Annotated in this window: 15 protein-coding genes; 4 read left to right on the top strand and 11 right to left on the bottom strand. The window is 58.9% G+C overall.

The annotated features are described in order from the left end of the window. Positions 1-57 precede the first annotated feature (57 nt). A complete protein-coding gene (locus tag AUP74_RS14890) occupies positions 58-1,335 on the bottom strand; it encodes an OprO/OprP family phosphate-selective porin (protein WP_226999815.1) in 1,278 nt (425 codons plus the stop codon). 68 nt (positions 1,336-1,403) lie between these two features. Then, positions 1,404-2,324: a TraB/GumN family protein gene (locus AUP74_RS14885; protein ID WP_145924417.1), complete on the bottom strand. Its 921-nt coding sequence runs from the start codon at positions 2,322-2,324 to the stop codon at positions 1,404-1,406. 191 nt (positions 2,325-2,515) lie between these two features. On the opposite strand from AUP74_RS14885, the gene AUP74_RS14880 reads away from it, so the two are divergent. After that, on the top strand, positions 2,516-3,619 hold the full coding sequence (locus AUP74_RS14880; RefSeq protein ID WP_083261026.1) for a glycosyltransferase: 1,104 nt from the start codon (positions 2,516-2,518) through the stop codon (positions 3,617-3,619). A gap of 185 nt (positions 3,620-3,804) precedes the next feature. On the opposite strand, the gene AUP74_RS14875 is transcribed toward AUP74_RS14880, so the two are convergent. The 5 genes from AUP74_RS14875 to AUP74_RS14855 all read right to left on the bottom strand — a co-directional run bounded on the left by AUP74_RS14875 (position 3,805) and on the right by AUP74_RS14855 (position 8,201). Continuing rightward, positions 3,805-4,851, bottom strand: a complete 1,047-nt coding sequence (locus AUP74_RS14875) for a glycosyltransferase family 4 protein (RefSeq protein ID WP_069948234.1) — start codon at positions 4,849-4,851, stop codon at positions 3,805-3,807. A 159-nt stretch (positions 4,852-5,010) separates the two neighbouring features. Continuing rightward, positions 5,011-5,520, bottom strand: a complete 510-nt coding sequence (locus AUP74_RS14870) for an acyloxyacyl hydrolase (RefSeq protein ID WP_226999814.1) — start codon at positions 5,518-5,520, stop codon at positions 5,011-5,013. A 145-nt stretch (positions 5,521-5,665) separates the two neighbouring features. Then, entirely contained in the window at positions 5,666-6,787 is a 1,122-nt protein-coding gene (locus AUP74_RS14865; protein ID WP_145924416.1) for a sigma-70 family RNA polymerase sigma factor, read from the bottom strand. A 235-nt stretch (positions 6,788-7,022) separates the two neighbouring features. Then, a complete protein-coding gene (locus AUP74_RS14860) occupies positions 7,023-7,700 on the bottom strand; it encodes a YceI family protein (RefSeq protein WP_069948231.1) in 678 nt (225 codons plus the stop codon). An 81-nt stretch (positions 7,701-7,781) separates the two neighbouring features. Next, a complete protein-coding gene (locus tag AUP74_RS14855) occupies positions 7,782-8,201 on the bottom strand; it encodes a hypothetical protein (protein ID WP_145924415.1) in 420 nt (139 codons plus the stop codon). Positions 8,202-8,356: 155 nt separating this feature from the next. Between AUP74_RS14855 and AUP74_RS17340 the strand changes: the two genes are divergently transcribed. Together AUP74_RS17340 and AUP74_RS14845 are read left to right on the top strand one after the other, a co-directional pair. Next, the gene (locus AUP74_RS17340) at positions 8,357-8,731 is read left to right on the top strand and encodes a hypothetical protein (RefSeq protein WP_069948229.1); all 375 of its coding nucleotides are present in this window, start codon (positions 8,357-8,359) and stop codon (positions 8,729-8,731) included. Between the two features lie 93 nt (positions 8,732-8,824). After that, positions 8,825-9,208, top strand: a complete 384-nt coding sequence (locus AUP74_RS14845; protein WP_069948228.1) for a VOC family protein — start codon at positions 8,825-8,827, stop codon at positions 9,206-9,208. Between the two features lie 13 nt (positions 9,209-9,221). Here the strand turns inward: AUP74_RS14845 and AUP74_RS14840 are convergent, their stop codons facing one another. The 4 genes from AUP74_RS14840 to AUP74_RS14825 form a co-directional block, all read right to left on the bottom strand. Then, positions 9,222-9,977 (bottom strand): YciK family oxidoreductase, encoded by a 756-nt coding sequence (locus AUP74_RS14840; protein ID WP_069948227.1) that lies wholly within the window; start codon positions 9,975-9,977, stop codon positions 9,222-9,224. Positions 9,978-10,046: 69 nt separating this feature from the next. After that, positions 10,047-10,721 (bottom strand): HAD family hydrolase, encoded by a 675-nt coding sequence (locus tag AUP74_RS14835; RefSeq protein WP_069948226.1) that lies wholly within the window; start codon positions 10,719-10,721, stop codon positions 10,047-10,049. Between the two features lie 15 nt (positions 10,722-10,736). Continuing rightward, the gene (gene ubiG, locus AUP74_RS14830) at positions 10,737-11,438 is read right to left on the bottom strand and encodes a bifunctional 2-polyprenyl-6-hydroxyphenol methylase/3-demethylubiquinol 3-O-methyltransferase UbiG (RefSeq protein ID WP_069948225.1); all 702 of its coding nucleotides are present in this window, start codon (positions 11,436-11,438) and stop codon (positions 10,737-10,739) included. 116 nt (positions 11,439-11,554) lie between these two features. Then, the gene (locus AUP74_RS14825; RefSeq protein ID WP_069948224.1) at positions 11,555-12,895 is read right to left on the bottom strand and encodes a TRZ/ATZ family hydrolase; all 1,341 of its coding nucleotides are present in this window, start codon (positions 12,893-12,895) and stop codon (positions 11,555-11,557) included. A 255-nt stretch (positions 12,896-13,150) separates the two neighbouring features. Here AUP74_RS14825 and gyrA point away from each other — a divergent pair, with 255 nt between their 5' ends. Further along, a complete protein-coding gene (gene gyrA / locus AUP74_RS14820) occupies positions 13,151-15,715 on the top strand; it encodes a DNA gyrase subunit A (protein ID WP_069948941.1) in 2,565 nt (854 codons plus the stop codon). Positions 15,716-15,753: the final 38 nt, after the last annotated feature.

Here is a 15,753-nt window from a genome sequence, read left to right as displayed (position 1 = left end):
GTGACAAAAAACGGGGCCTCGGCCCCGTTTTTTATGTCCGCGGTAAGACTGAAAAAATCACCAGCTCATCTGTGCACGAATGCCCAGCTGGTCTGTGCCGTCGCCGGTGAAGTCGTCATCGCCGAAGCGCAGGTTGAGCATGAAGCGGACTTTGGGGTTGTGGTAGTAATTGATGCCGACAATCCAGCTGTCGGCATCCAGCTCGGAGATTTCATCGTTCTGGATGGCTTCGTAGCGTGCCGTGAGTTCCCAGGCGCCCCATGGGCTCGTGGGTTTGGCCGACTTGAATACGCCTTTTTTGCTGTTGTAGGGCTTGTGCTCACCGGTGATCAGCCAGCTGCCCTGAAGGTACCAGGCGTGCACGTCCTGGTCACCGATATAGCAGCCGAAGTCCGGGTCGCACTCAAAAGTTGGGGGAGCGTCGAACAACTCCTCAAAAAACAGTTCAGAAAGGAAATAATCGCCATCATAGTTTCCATACGCATATTCCATCTGCGCGTAGAACGGTCCCCAGGTGCCGGCCAGCTCTAGCCCTGCAATATCGACCGAGCCACCCTGGCGCCCCTGGAAGAACTCCTCATCATCAACGTTACCAAAAAAGAACACCCGGTCTCCCGGGGTAAGGGCAATCAACTGGCTGGGGCCGCGTCGGCCGGCATAGTCAGCATCCGCCTCCAGTGCTAGCGAGTTTCGGTTCGCATTTTCATAGCTGTAGGAGAAGCCCAGGTGAACGGTGCTGAGCTCCTCATTGATCGGTGCCCAGGTAAACCGGCCCGCCGCGCCGACACCTTCATTTCTGGGTGTGCCGGCGTTGCGTAAGTTGAAGGCCATGACTCCGGCGGTGTAGCAGGCCCAATGGTTGTTCCAGCCAATGCCCTGCTGGAATTGCCGACCATCAAAAATACCCGTGGCGGTGGTAAAGGGGCGTTCCAGCATCAGGATCTCGTTGGAGCTGGTCAACTCCTCCATGGCCCGGAATGGTTTGAACTGGCCGACTCGGATGGTGCCCCCGTAGAAGTCGTGTCCAATCCACACTTCCCGGTACCCGGACAAGGTATTGCCGGCGGCGAAGTCCTGTTCCAGTTTGTACTGAAACGTGTAGGCCTCGCCTTGCAGGGTGATTCGCGCGCGCCGGAATTCGGTGGTGCTGACAGGATCCTCGATGTCGGGATCGAAAAGGTAGGTATCAAAGTGAATGCGGCCACCAAGCTCCGCAGAGAAATTGCCATCGTCAGAGACAATCTCCAGGCCTCCTTTGGTTTTTGCCTCGTCTGCCCAAGCGGAAATGCTCAGGGTGGCGCCGAGAAGTAAGCTGATCGGCAGGGCAGTGTTCACGGGTACCTCCATGTACCGTCTGTTTTTGGCGGGCCCGCATGACGCGGACATCCAGAGTCTAGCAATGGCTAGAGTGCGCTAACCCTAAATTGGCGCTTTTCCAGCTCTTTCAAAATGCTTTTTTCGCCAACCAGGTGGCCTGCGCCGACGATGACAAATAGCGTGTCGTGGTTCTCACTGGCCGCGGATATCCCCGCTGCCATATTACGGTTGCGTTTAAAAAACATGACCTCATACAGCGAGGCAAATTCGGGGTTTTCCCGCAGTTCATCGGCGATCACCAGGCGATGCATGGCCTCGGGATCTCCGCTTTTCCATGCTGAAATCATCTCTGGAACCAACTTGTCGATATCCTGCAGCTGTTCGAGGGTCTGACGCAGTAGCAGGTCGGGGTTTTCGAGATTGTTGAGCAGCGCCAGCTGCTCCAGCACGCCTTCCAGTTCGAGCACTTTCTTGTTGCCCTGGCGGTGAGCTCTTTGGAGAAAGTGGCGATCAATGCCGAACTTGGGATCGAGTCCACGGGCCTGCATTTCCATCATGCTGAGCGTGATCATCGCGATGGCAGGGCGCTGGCGCATGAACATGGCCTCAGGTAATTGCCGGCTGGAGAGCCACTGCTGCAGCCGCCGGTAGGTCTCCGGGGACAGGTCTTCTCGCAGGCTTCTGCCGCCGGTGTAAAGTGACTCCCGCATAATTTGCTGTTGCAGCGCCGGATCCCGCTCAGCCTGCAAAATATCTGCCTCCACCGCCAGCGCATCGCTGCTTTCAAAAGCCTCGAGAATCCTGCTGTGCAGGGGGTAAAAATCTGGAGTCGCCAGGTGAATGGAGCCAAGCAGGTAGACCTGCTGATCCCCTTTTTCTGCCACCCAGAACAACCCCTGGTCTCCGGCAGCCCGGGATGCGTTGGAAAACAGCAAAAGCAGTAGCAGTCCGAATGCTGTCAGCAGCGATCGAGCGTGCATACCTCGGTCGGCAATATGAGGGGGCATGGTATGTCTCCTGTCTGATCTCTGTTATTGCCTTCAGGCCATTATCTTAGTGCTCCACTGCCGGTCTCAGCGAGTGGGAGGGGTGTTTTACCTGGAGCATTTGTGAAAAATGTGGTGCATGACTCGGCAGGATTTGCTGAATGGCGCAAAATATCGCCTGCGGGATATCTTGGAAAAAATAAGTACAAAGGTTGATCAGTATCATGCGGGTATTACAGGCGGTGCCGCAAATCGATAAGTCGCCGGAAGGGCGCGCCACCCTCGATCTGGGCCAGGAACTTGTGCGCCTTGGACACGAGTCGATCGTAGTCTCAGCAGGTGGCGAATTGATGGATCGCCTGGTGTTACGGGGCTCGCGTCACATTGAAATACCACTGGATCGTCGCTCCCTGTGGTCTCTCAGGCTTGTGCGGCGGCTGCGCAGGCTGATCCGGGAACTTGAGGTGGATGTGGTGCACGCCCGCGCACCGCTCCCCGGATGGTTGCTCTGGCTCGCAGTCCGCGGTATTCCCGAGGGACAACGCCCCCGGTTCGTCACTTCGGTACACCGCCTGTATGGGGGTGGTTTTTTTAACAGCATCATGGCTGCGGGCCAACAGGTTATGGCGGTTTCCGGCTTTGCAGGGGAAAGGCTGCGCAAACAATTCAGCAGGAAACTGGCCTCTGCCCCAGAGATCGTGCCCGGTGGTGTAAATACCCGCGAGTTTGATCGCTCTGCGCCGGTGTCGGGGTATTGGCACCAGCGCTTGTTGAATGACTTCCCCCAGCTGGAGGGGAGAAACTGGCTGTTGATGCCTGCGGCGCTGAGCCCCGGTAATGGGCACCGGGAGTTTCTTCAGCTGTTATCGATGCTGGGCCAGCAGCGTGACGACGTGTTTGGATTGATCGTGGGGGAGGTGCCGCCGGGTGACGTCAAGTATGCGCGCAAACTCGAGCGGCTGGCGCTGGACCTCGGCTTGAGTGATAAGGTGCTCTTTATGGGGCCACGCCGGGATATGCGCGAACTCTATGCCAGTGCCCGCATTACTTTCTGCCTGGGTGAGCGGCCACTTGCATACGGTCGCGTTGCCGCCGAGGCGCTGGCAATGGGTTGCCCGGTGATTGCCTACCGCCTCGGGGGACTCACGGAGTTGCTGCAACAGTGCTTCCCCCAGGGGCTCGTAGACGCCGGCGACACGGAGGCCTTGCTTGAGGCGAGCATGGAAGTTCTCAAGCGTCCCGTCCAGGTCGTCTCGGATGGTCTCAGTCTCGAGGATATGTCGGCGCGTGTGCTGGCCCTCTATGCTCGGGCCTGACCTGCGTCCGGCTGCGAGCGCGGCAGTGGCATGCTGGTGCTTTCGCCGGCAGCAATAGTGAAATCGGGCACTTCGGAAGTGCTCTCCGAGCCCGTCTCCCCCTGAGGCTGTCGATAGTTCCCCGCGTTTCTTCCCCTCGCCACTCCTCAGCCCTGTGGGCGTGATCTGCAGCACCGGGCTTTCCCTCACGGGGAGGCAGAGGTCGCGTGGCCCTCGGTAATCCCGTCAAATAACTGCATATAGACATGCCAGGTGGCCTGCCCCATGGAGTTCAGGGTGAGCTCGGTGGCCGCTCGCCGGAAACTGTCATGGAACTGGGCAGGCAATGACTGGCGATTGTTGAGGGCATGGCGCAGTTTCTGCTCCAGATAGAGTGGATGAATATTCTCGAGTAGGTAGTCCGCCGGGAGGTAACGATCAGCGTCGCCGGTATTGGGCGTGATGACCGGGCAGCGGTGCAGGAGTGCCTCGATCCAGTCGAATGGGGGGGGGCCGGCACAACTGGTCACAATCAGCAGGTCCACGCTAGAAAGCCACTCCGTCAGTGAGGCCTGGTCACCCATGAAGCGGACGCGATCAGTGAGATTCAGATCCTCACTCAATGATTTCATGGTGTCACTCTCGGGCCCATCACCGACGACGGTCAGCTTCACCCCTGGGAGCCGTGAGAGTGCCAGCAGAAGGTGGTCGAGGCCGCAGAGCTTCACCAGCCGGCTTGAAAAAAGCAGATGGGGGTGAGCTAGGTTTTGTCTTTCGCGGATCGCCAAGGCGTTGGCATCGGACTCTGCACCGTTGGGAATGATATGCCAGTCGAGTCGGGAATTCGCGACTACGGAGTGACTGATGGCGATCCGGGCATCGAAAGCGCTGGACAGCTTGTCGCGTGGGTGACGCAAATTGTGTCGGGTGATGACCTGGCGTGCATCGGAGTATTTCTTGACCGCTGCGAGCAATTGGGCGGACTTGCTGCCGTGGCCATGCGCGATCTGGAATTCGCCACCTCTGAGGTGGCTGGCCAGGCGCCAGATCAGGTTGGGATGGTGGCGGTCACGATCGGTGTTGAGTGCCAGAAATCGCACGGAAGAATCGAGGCTCTCCCGGTAACGGGGGTGAGCAATGACAGCGATCTCAGCTTCTGTGTTGCGCGCTTGCCAGCCTGACAATACCGCCACGTGGCGAGCCAGACCGTCGAACTCGCGGCTGGCGATCAGGTGGCAAATTCTTTTGATCATTGGTCAGTTCCGTGTCCGGCGCTTGTCGGCTCGCGGAGAGCTAGACAGGGCCGGTATATTGCGTAGCCGCCTTGGCACGCTTTTTTATGGACACATTGTTGCCAGTGACCGATGACAAAGGTTTTATGGAAATATGACTATTTGGTGACGCGTGCGAGTTCAGAAATTGAAATGCCAGTTCAGCGAGGCGAAATCAAAACCCGGATTTGGTGTGTTGGTATAGGCATTGGAGAAATGGCTGTATCGCACTGACGCAACTGAACCGCCCTGAAGGCGATAACCAGCGCCGAAGTGCAGGGCAAAGTTGCCATGGGTGGTGAGTTCGATATCGCCGAAATTCTTTTCACTCAGGTAGGCTGCACCGACACCGGCCTCTCCGAAAAAACCTTCTGCACGTGGGCGTGGATACCAGCGTAAAACTGGTTTCAGTTCAAACACGTTCTGTTCCTGGCGCTCACCGCGGTAATTCAGGCGCAAGTGGGAATAGCTGCCCTGAGCCCACCATTGCCAGAGTCCTGTAGTGAGAGGAAATTCAGCGAAATTGATCGCGTAGTTGATGCCGGCCATTTCCGCACTGGAAATGGAATCTCGCTGGATCAGCGCATCGCCCAGCCCTTTGCCTGCGCTGAAAATTACTTCCTGCTCGGCACTGGCATGGTTTGCTGTCATCAAAATGCAAAATAGCAAGCTGGGGAAAAATCGCATGGCGGGCAGACCAGGCTGTTATCTGTTTGTTGAGAATAAGCAGATAACAGCCTAGCTGCTTGCAACCGCTTGGCAAGTGCCGACGGCGGAACGGTTTATGGTAGCGGGGTTAGCGCCACTGTCGCCGCAGTTGCCGGATGGCATCCGAGTGCAGCTGACGGGCACGCTCCTGACTGAGCCCCAGCTGTTCGCCAATGACGCGGAAGGAGCAGTCCCTGTCTGAGATCAATCCGTAGCGCAGATTGAGCACGGTACGCTGGCGCGGGGGCAAACGTTCCACAGCTTCACGCAAGCGCTCGGCGAGCTCCTGGTTGGTGACCAGTTCATCCGTGTTGTAGATCTCATCGGCTGGCGCGTAATCCAGTTTGGTACTGCTCTGGTCCTCGGCTACCGGATCGTCGAGAGATCCGGTGGGACCGGGCAACTTGAGCAGACTCTGTACCCGTTCCAGATCGAGGCCTGCCTGCGTCGCGATGTGTTCGTCGGAGGCGGCGGAGCCACGGGACCGAAGTTCACTGATCGCGCGATAAATCGCTCGCAGGTCATCCTGAACGTTTGCCGGTTGTCGCACGATGTCGTCATTGCGGCGCAGCGCCAGCTGGATTTCCTGCTGGATCCACCAATAGGCATAAGTGGAAAAGCGGTATCCCATCTGTGGTTTGAAGCGCTCGATGGCCTTCATCAGGCCGACATTGCCCTCCTGAATCAGATCAATAAATGGCACCGCGGGATTGCGAAACCGTTTGGCGATCGCGATCACGAGGCGGAGGTTGCATTGAATAAGCTTCTTGCGCTGCTCCTGAAAGCGGCGCAGGAGGCTGCGCAGAGCGGTGCGGTCACGCTGGGAGATTTTCCCTTTCTCCATCAGTGTCTCCGCCTTGGCGATGATCAGGCCGTGGTCGTAGGCCCCGGTGCTGCCTCGCTGTTCTACACCTTCACTGCGCAGGTCGACCAGTTCCACACCGCGCTTTTGCAGCAGTGCAATGATCTTGTCTTCCAGCTCCCGCAACAGGCAGGTGGTCGTGTGTTCCTCCTCTGGAGTGAGCAGGTCGAGCCGGTACAGATGCTTGAGATAGCTCTGCATCGGCGTACTGCCGGATTCCCCGGACGGTTCGGCCTGCTGTTTTACCTGTTCAGTTTCCGGTTCACTACTTGCCATTGCCTTTTCGGGCTGACTACCGGAAACCAGTTCGTCTGTGTCCTTCAGCCATGCTTCATCCCTTGAGTACATATTTTCTCGGGACAACTGAATACACCTTCTGTTGAGTACACCATCGCCATGCACAACAGCACAGCTGCTGCGCTTGGCGCCTCTTTCTTTTTGACTATAGGTGAGGGTAGAAATTCGCGCCGTGCTAAAGGTGACTTGGAAGTTCAATAAGTAAACTGTTTATGGTGTTTTGACAGCGCTTTCCTGTTGATGAATGTTGTGTTCTGGCAGGGGGGAAACTTTCAGGCTGCTGTGGTCACTTTGTGCGGATATCGAAAGTAAAGTCGATACGCTGATCTACCCGCAGGGCTCCGAGCGCGGCGCTGAATGGCTCCAGCCCCAGCTGCTGGTGGGACAGGGTGAAGCTGCCGCTGGCGCGAACACTGTTTCCCTTCACAGTGACTAGCGCGGGCAGGGTCAGTGGTATGGTCAGGCCGCGCAGTTGCAGTTGTGTTGCAATGAGCACCCGCTGCGGCTCCCGGGTGTCCGGCAGGTTGGCCTTGCCGGACAGGCGGATGACCGGGAAGCGAGAGGCTTGCAGCTGACGCTGCCCCAGCATGTTGGCGCGGGTGCCAGCGATATCTTTGGCGCTCAGTTCCGACGAGAACTCGGCGCCGTAGCGCTGGCGCAGTGCCGGTGGATCGACCTCCAGCCGCTGCACGGGGATCTCGAGCGCAAATTCTGAGGGTCGCGGGGATTCGTACAGAGTCACGGTTCCGCGAATGCCAGTTGCGCGGATCACATGGCTATGTCCCAGGTGTGCCATAGGGCCGCTGCGGTACACGCGCCAGTGGATATCGGAAGAGGCGGAGAGGGGGAGCACCTGCTGCGCCGCCAGAGGGCAGGCAAGCAGGGCTACGATCAGAGCGAGGGCCAGGGTCAGCCCGTAGCGAGTTCGCGGGATGCCTTTCGAAGAAGGCTGGCTGAATACCATATCGAGAACCTCACTAAGGGTGGGAGCGGGTTTTGCTCGCTATGCAGCTTAGTGAGGGAGTTCTGTTAACAGTAAGTTGCTTCAGCGCTCGCGTTTCACGCGGATCTTGCGACCGCCTTCGGCAGGTTTCATGAAGAAAGAGCCGAACAGGCCGCGTTCCACGACGATTTTGTCCCCGCTCTTCCAGGAAACGCGGCCGCTGTCGTTCTGGCGCCAGATCTGCCCGTTGTCGAGGGTGATAATCGCCTTGTCGTAAGCGCCTTCCTGGACTTCCGTTATCTGGGCGGTGATTTTCTCCGGTGCTTCTTCCACGATCCGTTTCTGCTCGTGGCCGAAGATCTGCTCTGCCCGCTCGTCCAGGCTCTGGCTCAATGCGTCATAGCAGGCGAGACGCTCTTGATCCGACTCGATGGATGCACAACCGCGCATCTGTTTGGTGAAGGAGTCCGCGCTGACACTGGATGCCAGCAAAAGAAGTGCAAGAAAGAGAGGTGTTCTCATATTGACAGTTGGTCAGGTGGATTTCACATAATTTTGCCTCAGAGCCCCGCTGCGGACAAATGAAAACGTGCGGGTATTCACGTTTTTGCCCCCCATCACCGTGGAACAATACTGGACTCTTATAACCATAAATTCACACTTTCAGGGGGTGGAAAATGAAGAAAATCATTATTCCCGCAATCGTGATCGCCGCAGTCGGTGGATATCTCTACTACCAGAACATGGAGCCTGCAGGCGCTGAGGCTGAGATTGCCAGCGAGGTCCAGTCCGCCGTTGAAGAGGCCGGTGCCGCGGTGGAGGAAACGGGTGAAGAAGCGGTAGTCGCAGCCAAGGATGCCGGTATTGCACCTTCTGAGGGTGACGTTTTCGCCGATGCGCCGGAGCACATGATGGAAACCGCTGAAGAGGCGGCTGATGAGGTCATGGACTCCGCCGAAGAGGCCATGGACACCGTGGCTGACGAAGCTGAAGAAGTGGCCGAAGAGGTCGCCGACGAAGCCGAGGAGGCGATCGATCACAGCGAGGAGTGAACACTCCATTGATGATCTCGATACCCGGGCAGTGCCCGGGTATTTTTTTGCCTGTACGCTGGCCGGCCTGTCGATAGGCAGCAGGAGTTTTTTGTGAACCTGAACCAGGTAACCCTTCCAGTCCGCGACATGGAAGAAGCGGCGGCTTTTTACCGTAGGCTGGGCTTTGTCCAGATTGTCGATACACCCCACTATGCTCGCTTCGAATGTACAGAGGGAGGTGCGACTTTCTCATTGCAACTCAGTGAGGAGGAATATCGCAACGGTGCTGTGATCTATTTTGAGCACGAGAAACTGGATGAGCTGGTAGAGGCGCTGCAGCAGCGCGGTCTGGAATTTGCCCAGCTGCCACAGGATATGCGCTGGCGCTGGCGGGAGGCGGTGCTATTCGACCCCAGCGGCAACAAAGTGAAGCTCTACTGGGCGGGAGAGGACCGCCTCAACCCGCCGTGGCGCACGGAGATTCGCGAGCCGTGATGGGGCAGGGCGCTTAGCCCTGCGCGTTGAACTGTTTGCCGCTGACTCCGCGACTGTCATCTCCCATCAGGTAAAGGTAGGTGGGCATGATGTCCTCAGGCCGAGTCACCGTTCTGGGGTCCTCGGCGGGGTACGCCGCAGCGCGCATATTGGTGCGTGTTGCACCCGGGTTGAGGCTGTTAACGCGAATGTTGGAGACGCCGTCCAACTCGTCTGCCAGCACCTGCATCAGGCCTTCGGTGGCAAACTTCGAAACCGCGTAAGCGCCCCAGAAGGCGCGGCCCTTGAGGCCGACGCTGGAGCCGGTAAACACCACCGAGGCCGCCTCAGACTTCTCCAGCAGCGGCAGCAGTGTCTTGGTCAGGCCGAAGGCGGCGTTGACGTTGACCCGCATCACCTGTTCCCAGGTCGCGTAGTGGTAATTCAGGATGGGAGTGCGCTGGCCGAGGACTCCTGCACTGTGCAGGATGCCGTCGAGCCGACCGAATTCCTGGTCCACGGCTTCGGCAAAGTGCTCGAAATTTTCGATCTTTGCCTCGTTGAGATCCATGGGGAATATCGCCGGCTGGGGGCCGCCGGCTTCTTCGATCTCGTCATATACGGCTTCCAGCTTTGCAGTCGTCCGCCCCAGCAGAATCACGGTAGCCCCGTGGGCGGCAAAAGTCTTGGCCGCGGCCCGGCCAATGCCGTCGCCGGCGCCAGTCACCAGGATGATCTTGTTCTTGAGAAGGTCTGGAGCAGGGGTGTAGTTGCCGATGGTCTCAGACATGGGAATCCTTTTGTTGCGTTGGTCGGCTTTTCGTGCGCTGGATGCGTTGTTTTTCTATCTGGGATGCTGTCAGCGGTTGCTGTTCGTCATGTAGTGCTCCATGAGCAGGGGCCAGATCTGGTCCGCACTATCCACCAGATGATCTGCATTCCAGTTGGCGGCGCTGTCTCCGGCATCGATATAGCCGTAGCTACAGGCGATGGTCGGCATGCCTGCGGCCTTGCCGGCCTCGATATCGCGCTCGTGGTCGCCGACATAGACCGCCTGCTCCGGTTTGCAGCCAATTCGAGAGCAGGCGAGATAGATTGGCTCCGGATGGGGCTTGCGATTCTCCACATCGTCCGGGCAGATAATGGCGCCTGGCTCGGGGAAATGGGAAAACGCCCGCATGAGCGGGATCGTATAGGCTGCGGGTTTGTTGGTGACGACTCCCCAGGCGATATCGTGGTTGGCCAATTTTTTCAGCAGATCTTCGATACCCGGGAACGGCACCGTGTGCTCGGCCAGGTGCGCCAGGTAGAGGTCCAGAAACCGCTGTCGCAGTGAGTCAAAACCCGGGTCTCCCTCGTCGCGGCCAAAGGCCAGTCTGACCATGGCCCTGGCGCCGTTGGACACCACGGCGCGGATCGCCTCCCCGGGGAGCGGCGGTAACTGTTCCTGATGGCGCAACTGGTTCAGCACCACAATAAAGTCGGGCGCGGTATCGAACAGCGTGCCGTCGAGATCAAATAAAACTGCTTTCATGCTACTTCCGTTGGATCAGGGCGCCCTGGTTGCGTGCACCAGGTAGTTCACGTCCACATCCCTGGGATCCAGTTTGTAGGTGCGCGTGAGCGGATTGTAGGTCATTCCGGTGATGTCCCTTGTCTCCAGGCCCGCCGCCCGGATCCAGGCGCCCATCTCCGAGGGGCGGATAAATTTGCTGTATTCGTGGGTGCCCTTCGGCAGCAGGCGCAGGACATATTCGGCTCCCACGACTGCAAACAGCCATCCTTTGGCGGTGCGGTTGATGGTGGAGAAGAACAGGTTTCCGCCGGGCTTTACCAGAGTGGCACAGGCGCGGATAACCGAGGCCGGATCGGGGACATGCTCCAGCATCTCCAGGCAGGTGACCGTGTCAAAGCTGGCCGGCTGCTCTTCTGCCAGCTCTTCCACGGAAACCTGTCGGTAATTGATCTGCAGCTCGCTCTCCAGCGCATGGAGCCTGGCCACATTCAGGGGCGCCTCGCCCAGGTCGATACCGGTAACGTCTGCGCCTCTCTGCGCCATGGCTTCAGTGAGAATGCCCCCACCACAGCCAACATCCAGCACCCTCTTGCCCACTACCGGGGCGTGCCGGTCAATATAGTTGGCGCGCAGTGGATTGATATCGTGCAGGGGTTTGAACTCGCCCTGGCGATCCCACCAGCGGCTGGCCAGCTGTTCAAATTTGGCGATTTCTGCCGGATCTACATTGGTCATGGGATATCCGTCGTTGTCCCCCGATATGGATTGTTTCCTTGGCTTCCTGAAGCTCAAGTGCGAAGACACCGAGCCTCGGCTCGATCAGGCGACCCTCCTTCCTCTGGAAAGAGACCCTAGATCGACAAGCCGGCGATTCTAGCACGCCAGTCCTGAGCCCGTTGCACCAGCTCTGTCTCATTGAGGGTGGTGAGCCTGCGCTCGGCCAGCAGCTGCCGGCCGGCGACCCAGACGTCGCTGACATTGTGCGCGCTGGCGGTATAAATCAGTTGGGAAATCGGATCGTGCAGGGGTTGCTGCTCGAGTCCACCCAGGTCGACAGCCGTCAGGTCTGCAGACTTGCCCGACTCCAGGCTGCCAATCTTGTCCTCCAGTCCCAGGGCGCGAGCGCCATTGATGGTGGCCATGGCAAGCACCTGCCGGGCGGGCAGGGCATCGGCACGTCCGCTGACGGCCTTGGCCAGCAGGGCCGCCGTGTTGGCTTCTGCAAAAAGGTCGAGCCCGTTATTGCTGGCGGCACCGTCGGTGCCGAGCGCAACATTGATACCTGCTTCCAGTAGCTCGCTTGCCGGGCAGAAACCGGAGGCGAGTTTGAGATTGGAGCGCGGGCAGTGGGCTACGTGGGCACCGCTCTCCCGTAAAAGCTCAATGTCACTGGGTTCTACCGACGTCATGTGTACGCACAGGGTCTGGGGTGAGAGCAGCCCCAGCCTGTTTAGTCGTTCGATCGGTCGTTCGCCCCCTTCCTTTAAGGCCCGTTGAACCTCAGTGGCAGTTTCATGCAAATGCATCTGCACCGGGATCTGAGCCTCGGCGGCATAGACTGCGATTTTCTCCAGAGTCTCATCTCCCACCGTATAGGGAGCGTGAGGCGCGAAGACGACATCGAGGCGGTCGTGGGCCCGGTAGTCATCCCGCAGTGACAACCCTTTCTGCAGGGCGTCCTCGCCGTTGCGGCTCCAGGGAGTGGGGGCGTCAATCACGGGGAAGGCTATCTGTGCCCGTATGCCGGTTTCGCGAGCGACCTGGGCGGTGTCCTCGGGGAAGAAATACTGGTCGGAGAATGTCGTTGTTCCCGAGCGAAGCATCTCTGCCACGGCGAGCCGGGTCCCGTCGGCGACAAAGCCCGACGCTACCCATTTCTGCTCGGCCGGCCAGATATGCTCCTGCAGCCACTCCATCAGGGGTTTGTCGTCTGCATAGCCCCGCAGCAGGGTCATGGCTGCGTGGGTGTGGGTATTGATCAGCCCCGGAATCAGCGCGTGTCGGTCGAGGTGGACGACCTGATCGGCCCGATAACGTTTCTCCGCCTCTGCTGAGGGATGGATGGCGAGGATCTTGCCGTCACGGACTGCGATTGCGCAATTTTCATACACTTTTCCGCCGGGAACGACAGGGATGATCCAGCGGGCGTGAATCAGTGTGTCGACGTGAGAAGCTTGTTCGTCTGCGGCCATGGGTTGCTCGGTGATCTTGGACGGGCGGTAGACTTTAGCGGCGGGCCGCTGCGGTAACAAGTCGACCGGCGGGCGTCCTCCCCGGCGCCAAGTATGGTAACATTGCGCGCTTGATTGAATCCCGGAGGTCCGCTGGCAGCGGACACCAGTGTCCAGGGCCTGAGCAGGCGGTATTTAATGGCCGCTGACGGGCTGTCAGGCGATAGCGGGGTTCGACGCGGCGGTAATAACGATTCTCAAGGAATGCCGGAAAATATGGCCGAGTTAGCCAAAGAAATCTCTCCGATCAATATCGAAGAAGAGCTGAAGCAGTCGTACCTGGATTACGCCATGAGCGTAATCGTCGGGCGGGCCCTGCCCGATGTGCGGGACGGCTTGAAGCCGGTACACCGGCGTGTGCTCTTCGCCATGAACGAGCTGAAGAACGACTGGAACAAGCCGTACAAGAAATCGGCCCGTGTGGTCGGTGACGTGATCGGTAAGTACCACCCGCATGGTGATTCTGCGGTTTACGACACCATCGTGCGTATGGCCCAGCCCTTTTCCATGCGCTACACCCTGGTGGACGGGCAGGGCAACTTCGGTTCCATCGACGGCGACAGCCCCGCGGCGATGCGTTACACCGAGATCCGCATGGACAAGCTGGCCCACGAGCTGCTGTCCGATCTCGACAAGGAAACCGTCAACTTCATCGACAACTACGACGGCTCCGAGCAGATGCCGGAAGTTCTGCCATCGCGGGTGCCGAACCTGCTGGTTAATGGCTCTTCCGGTATCGCCGTGGGTATGGCGACCAATATTCCGCCCCATAACATGGGCGAGGTGATCAATGCCTGCCTGGCGCTAATCGAGAACCCTGAGCTCAGCGTCGATGAGCTGATGGAGCACGTTCCGGGACCAGACTTCCCCACCGGCGCCATCATCAATGGCCGCGCCGGTATCCTGATGGCCTATCGCACCGGTCGCGGACGTATCTATGTGCGCGCCCGTGCTGAGGTGATTCATGATGAAAAGTCGAAGCGCGACGTCATCATCATTCACGAGATTCCCTTCCAGCTGAACAAGGCCCGCCTGATCGAGCGCATTGCCGAGCTGGTCAAAGAGAAGAAGATCGAGGGTATCTCCGAGCTGCGCGACGAGTCCGACAAGGACGGCCTGCGCGTGGTGATCGAGCTCAAGCGTGGCGAGCTGGGTGATGTGGTCCTGAACAACCTCTATTCCCAGACCCAGCTGGAAAGCGTGTTCGGTATCAATATGGTGGCGCTGGTCGACGGCCAGCCCAAGGTGCTCAACCTCAAGGAGCTGCTTGAGCACTTTATCCGTCATCGCCAGGAGGTTGTGACGCGCCGTACGGTCTACCTGCTGCGCAAGGCCCGAGAGCGCGGTCATATCCTTGAGGGCCTGGCGATTGCCATCGCCAATATCGATCCGGTGATCGAGCTGATCAAGGCTTCGGCCACCCCAGCGGATGCCCGTGAGGCCCTGCTCTCCAAGGGCTGGGCAGTCGGCGAGGTACAGCAGTTCCTCGAGCGGGCCGGAGCCGATGCCTGCCGTCCGGACGACCTGCCGGAAGAATTCGGCATGCGCGATGATGGCTCCTACTATCTCTCCCCGGCACAGGCTCAGGCGATCCTGGAACTGCGTCTGCACCGCCTCACCGGCATGGAGCACGACAAGCTGCTGGGCGAGTACAAGGAGCGTCTGGAGCAGATTGCCGAGTACCTCCATATCCTGGGCAGCTTTGAGCGCCTGATGGAGGTGATCCGTGAAGAGCTGGAAGTGCTCAGTAAAGAATTTGGCGATGAGCGCCGTACCGAGATCGTGGCCTCTCGCCAGGATCTGACCGTTGAGGACCTGATTACCCCGGAAGACAAGGTGGTAACCATTTCCCATGGCGGTTATGCGAAAAGCCAGCCCCTGGCCGATTACCAGGCCCAGCGTCGCGGGGGTATGGGTAAATCTGCCACCCAGGTGAAAGATGAAGACTTTGTCGAACACCTGCTGATCGCAAATTCACACGACACCATCCTGTGTTTCTCCAACAAGGGTAAGGTGTACTGGCTCAAGGTTTATGAAGTGCCGACCGCCGGCCGGGCCTCTCGCGGTCGTCCGATGGTCAACATGCTGCCGCTTGAAGAAGATGAGCGTATCAGCAGCCTGATGCCGGTGTCGGAGTATGATGAGGACCACTTCATCTTCTTTGCCACCGCTAACGGCACCGTCAAGAAGACTCCGCTCACGGCTTTCGCGCGCCCGCGTTCTGTCGGTCTGCGCGCAATCGAGCTGGAAGAGGGCGATCGTCTGGTTGCCACAGCCATTACCGATGGCAGCCGCGATGTTCTGTTGCTGACCAGCGCCGGTAAGGCCGCGCGTTTTGCCGAGGAAAATGTCCGTTCCATGGGTCGCGTATCCCGCGGTGTGCGCGGTATCCGCATGGCTGATGGCGTGTATGTCATCGCGATGGTCATCCCGGAAGAGGGTGGCTCGGTGATGATGGTGACTGAGAACGGTTATGGTAAGCGCACCACTACGGCAGACTTCCCCACCAAGGGGCGCGGTACTCAGGGCGTGATCGCCATCGCGGAGAGCGAACGTAACGGTGAGCTGGTCGGTGCCTGTCAGGTGCATCCGGGTGAGGAGATCATGCTGATCAGTGACCAGGGCACTCTGGTGCGCACACGGGTGGACGAGGTTTCTGTTCTCGGACGCAACACTCAGGGCGTTCGCGTAATCCGGCTCAAGGAGGGCGAGAATCTCGTCGGGCTGGCGCGGATCCAGGAGAGTGACGACGAGGATGAGGAAGAGGGCGCCGGCGAGTGAGCCCATCATCCTAAAGACAGAAAAGGCTGCGAAGATTC

The organism is Microbulbifer aggregans (assembly GCF_001750105.1).
GTDB lineage: Bacteria > Pseudomonadota > Gammaproteobacteria > Pseudomonadales > Cellvibrionaceae > Microbulbifer > Microbulbifer aggregans.
Note: the sequence above shows the minus strand (reverse complement) of the source record. Positions and strands in the feature narration are given on the sequence as shown.

Coding starts and splice junctions, on each gene's coding strand:
- AUP74_RS14885 (WP_145924417.1), bottom strand. CDS start 2,324: ATGCCCCCTCATATTGCCGACCGAGGTATGCACGCTCGATCGCTGCTG.
- AUP74_RS14875 (WP_069948234.1), bottom strand. CDS start 4,851: ATGATCAAAAGAATTTGCCACCTGATCGCCAGCCGCGAGTTCGACGGT.
- AUP74_RS14870 (WP_226999814.1), bottom strand. CDS start 5,520: ATGACAGCAAACCATGCCAGTGCCGAGCAGGAAGTAATTTTCAGCGCA.
- AUP74_RS14865 (WP_145924416.1), bottom strand. CDS start 6,787: ATGTACTCAAGGGATGAAGCATGGCTGAAGGACACAGACGAACTGGTT.
- AUP74_RS14860 (WP_069948231.1), bottom strand. CDS start 7,700: ATGGTATTCAGCCAGCCTTCTTCGAAAGGCATCCCGCGAACTCGCTAC.
- AUP74_RS14855 (WP_145924415.1), bottom strand. CDS start 8,201: ATGAGAACACCTCTCTTTCTTGCACTTCTTTTGCTGGCATCCAGTGTC.
- AUP74_RS17340 (WP_069948229.1), top strand. CDS start 8,357: ATGAAGAAAATCATTATTCCCGCAATCGTGATCGCCGCAGTCGGTGGA.
- AUP74_RS14840 (WP_069948227.1), bottom strand. CDS start 9,977: ATGTCTGAGACCATCGGCAACTACACCCCTGCTCCAGACCTTCTCAAG.
- AUP74_RS14835 (WP_069948226.1), bottom strand. CDS start 10,721: ATGAAAGCAGTTTTATTTGATCTCGACGGCACGCTGTTCGATACCGCG.
- ubiG (WP_069948225.1), bottom strand. CDS start 11,438: ATGACCAATGTAGATCCGGCAGAAATCGCCAAATTTGAACAGCTGGCC.
- AUP74_RS14825 (WP_069948224.1), bottom strand. CDS start 12,895: ATGGCCGCAGACGAACAAGCTTCTCACGTCGACACACTGATTCACGCC.
- gyrA (WP_069948941.1), top strand. CDS start 13,151: ATGGCCGAGTTAGCCAAAGAAATCTCTCCGATCAATATCGAAGAAGAG.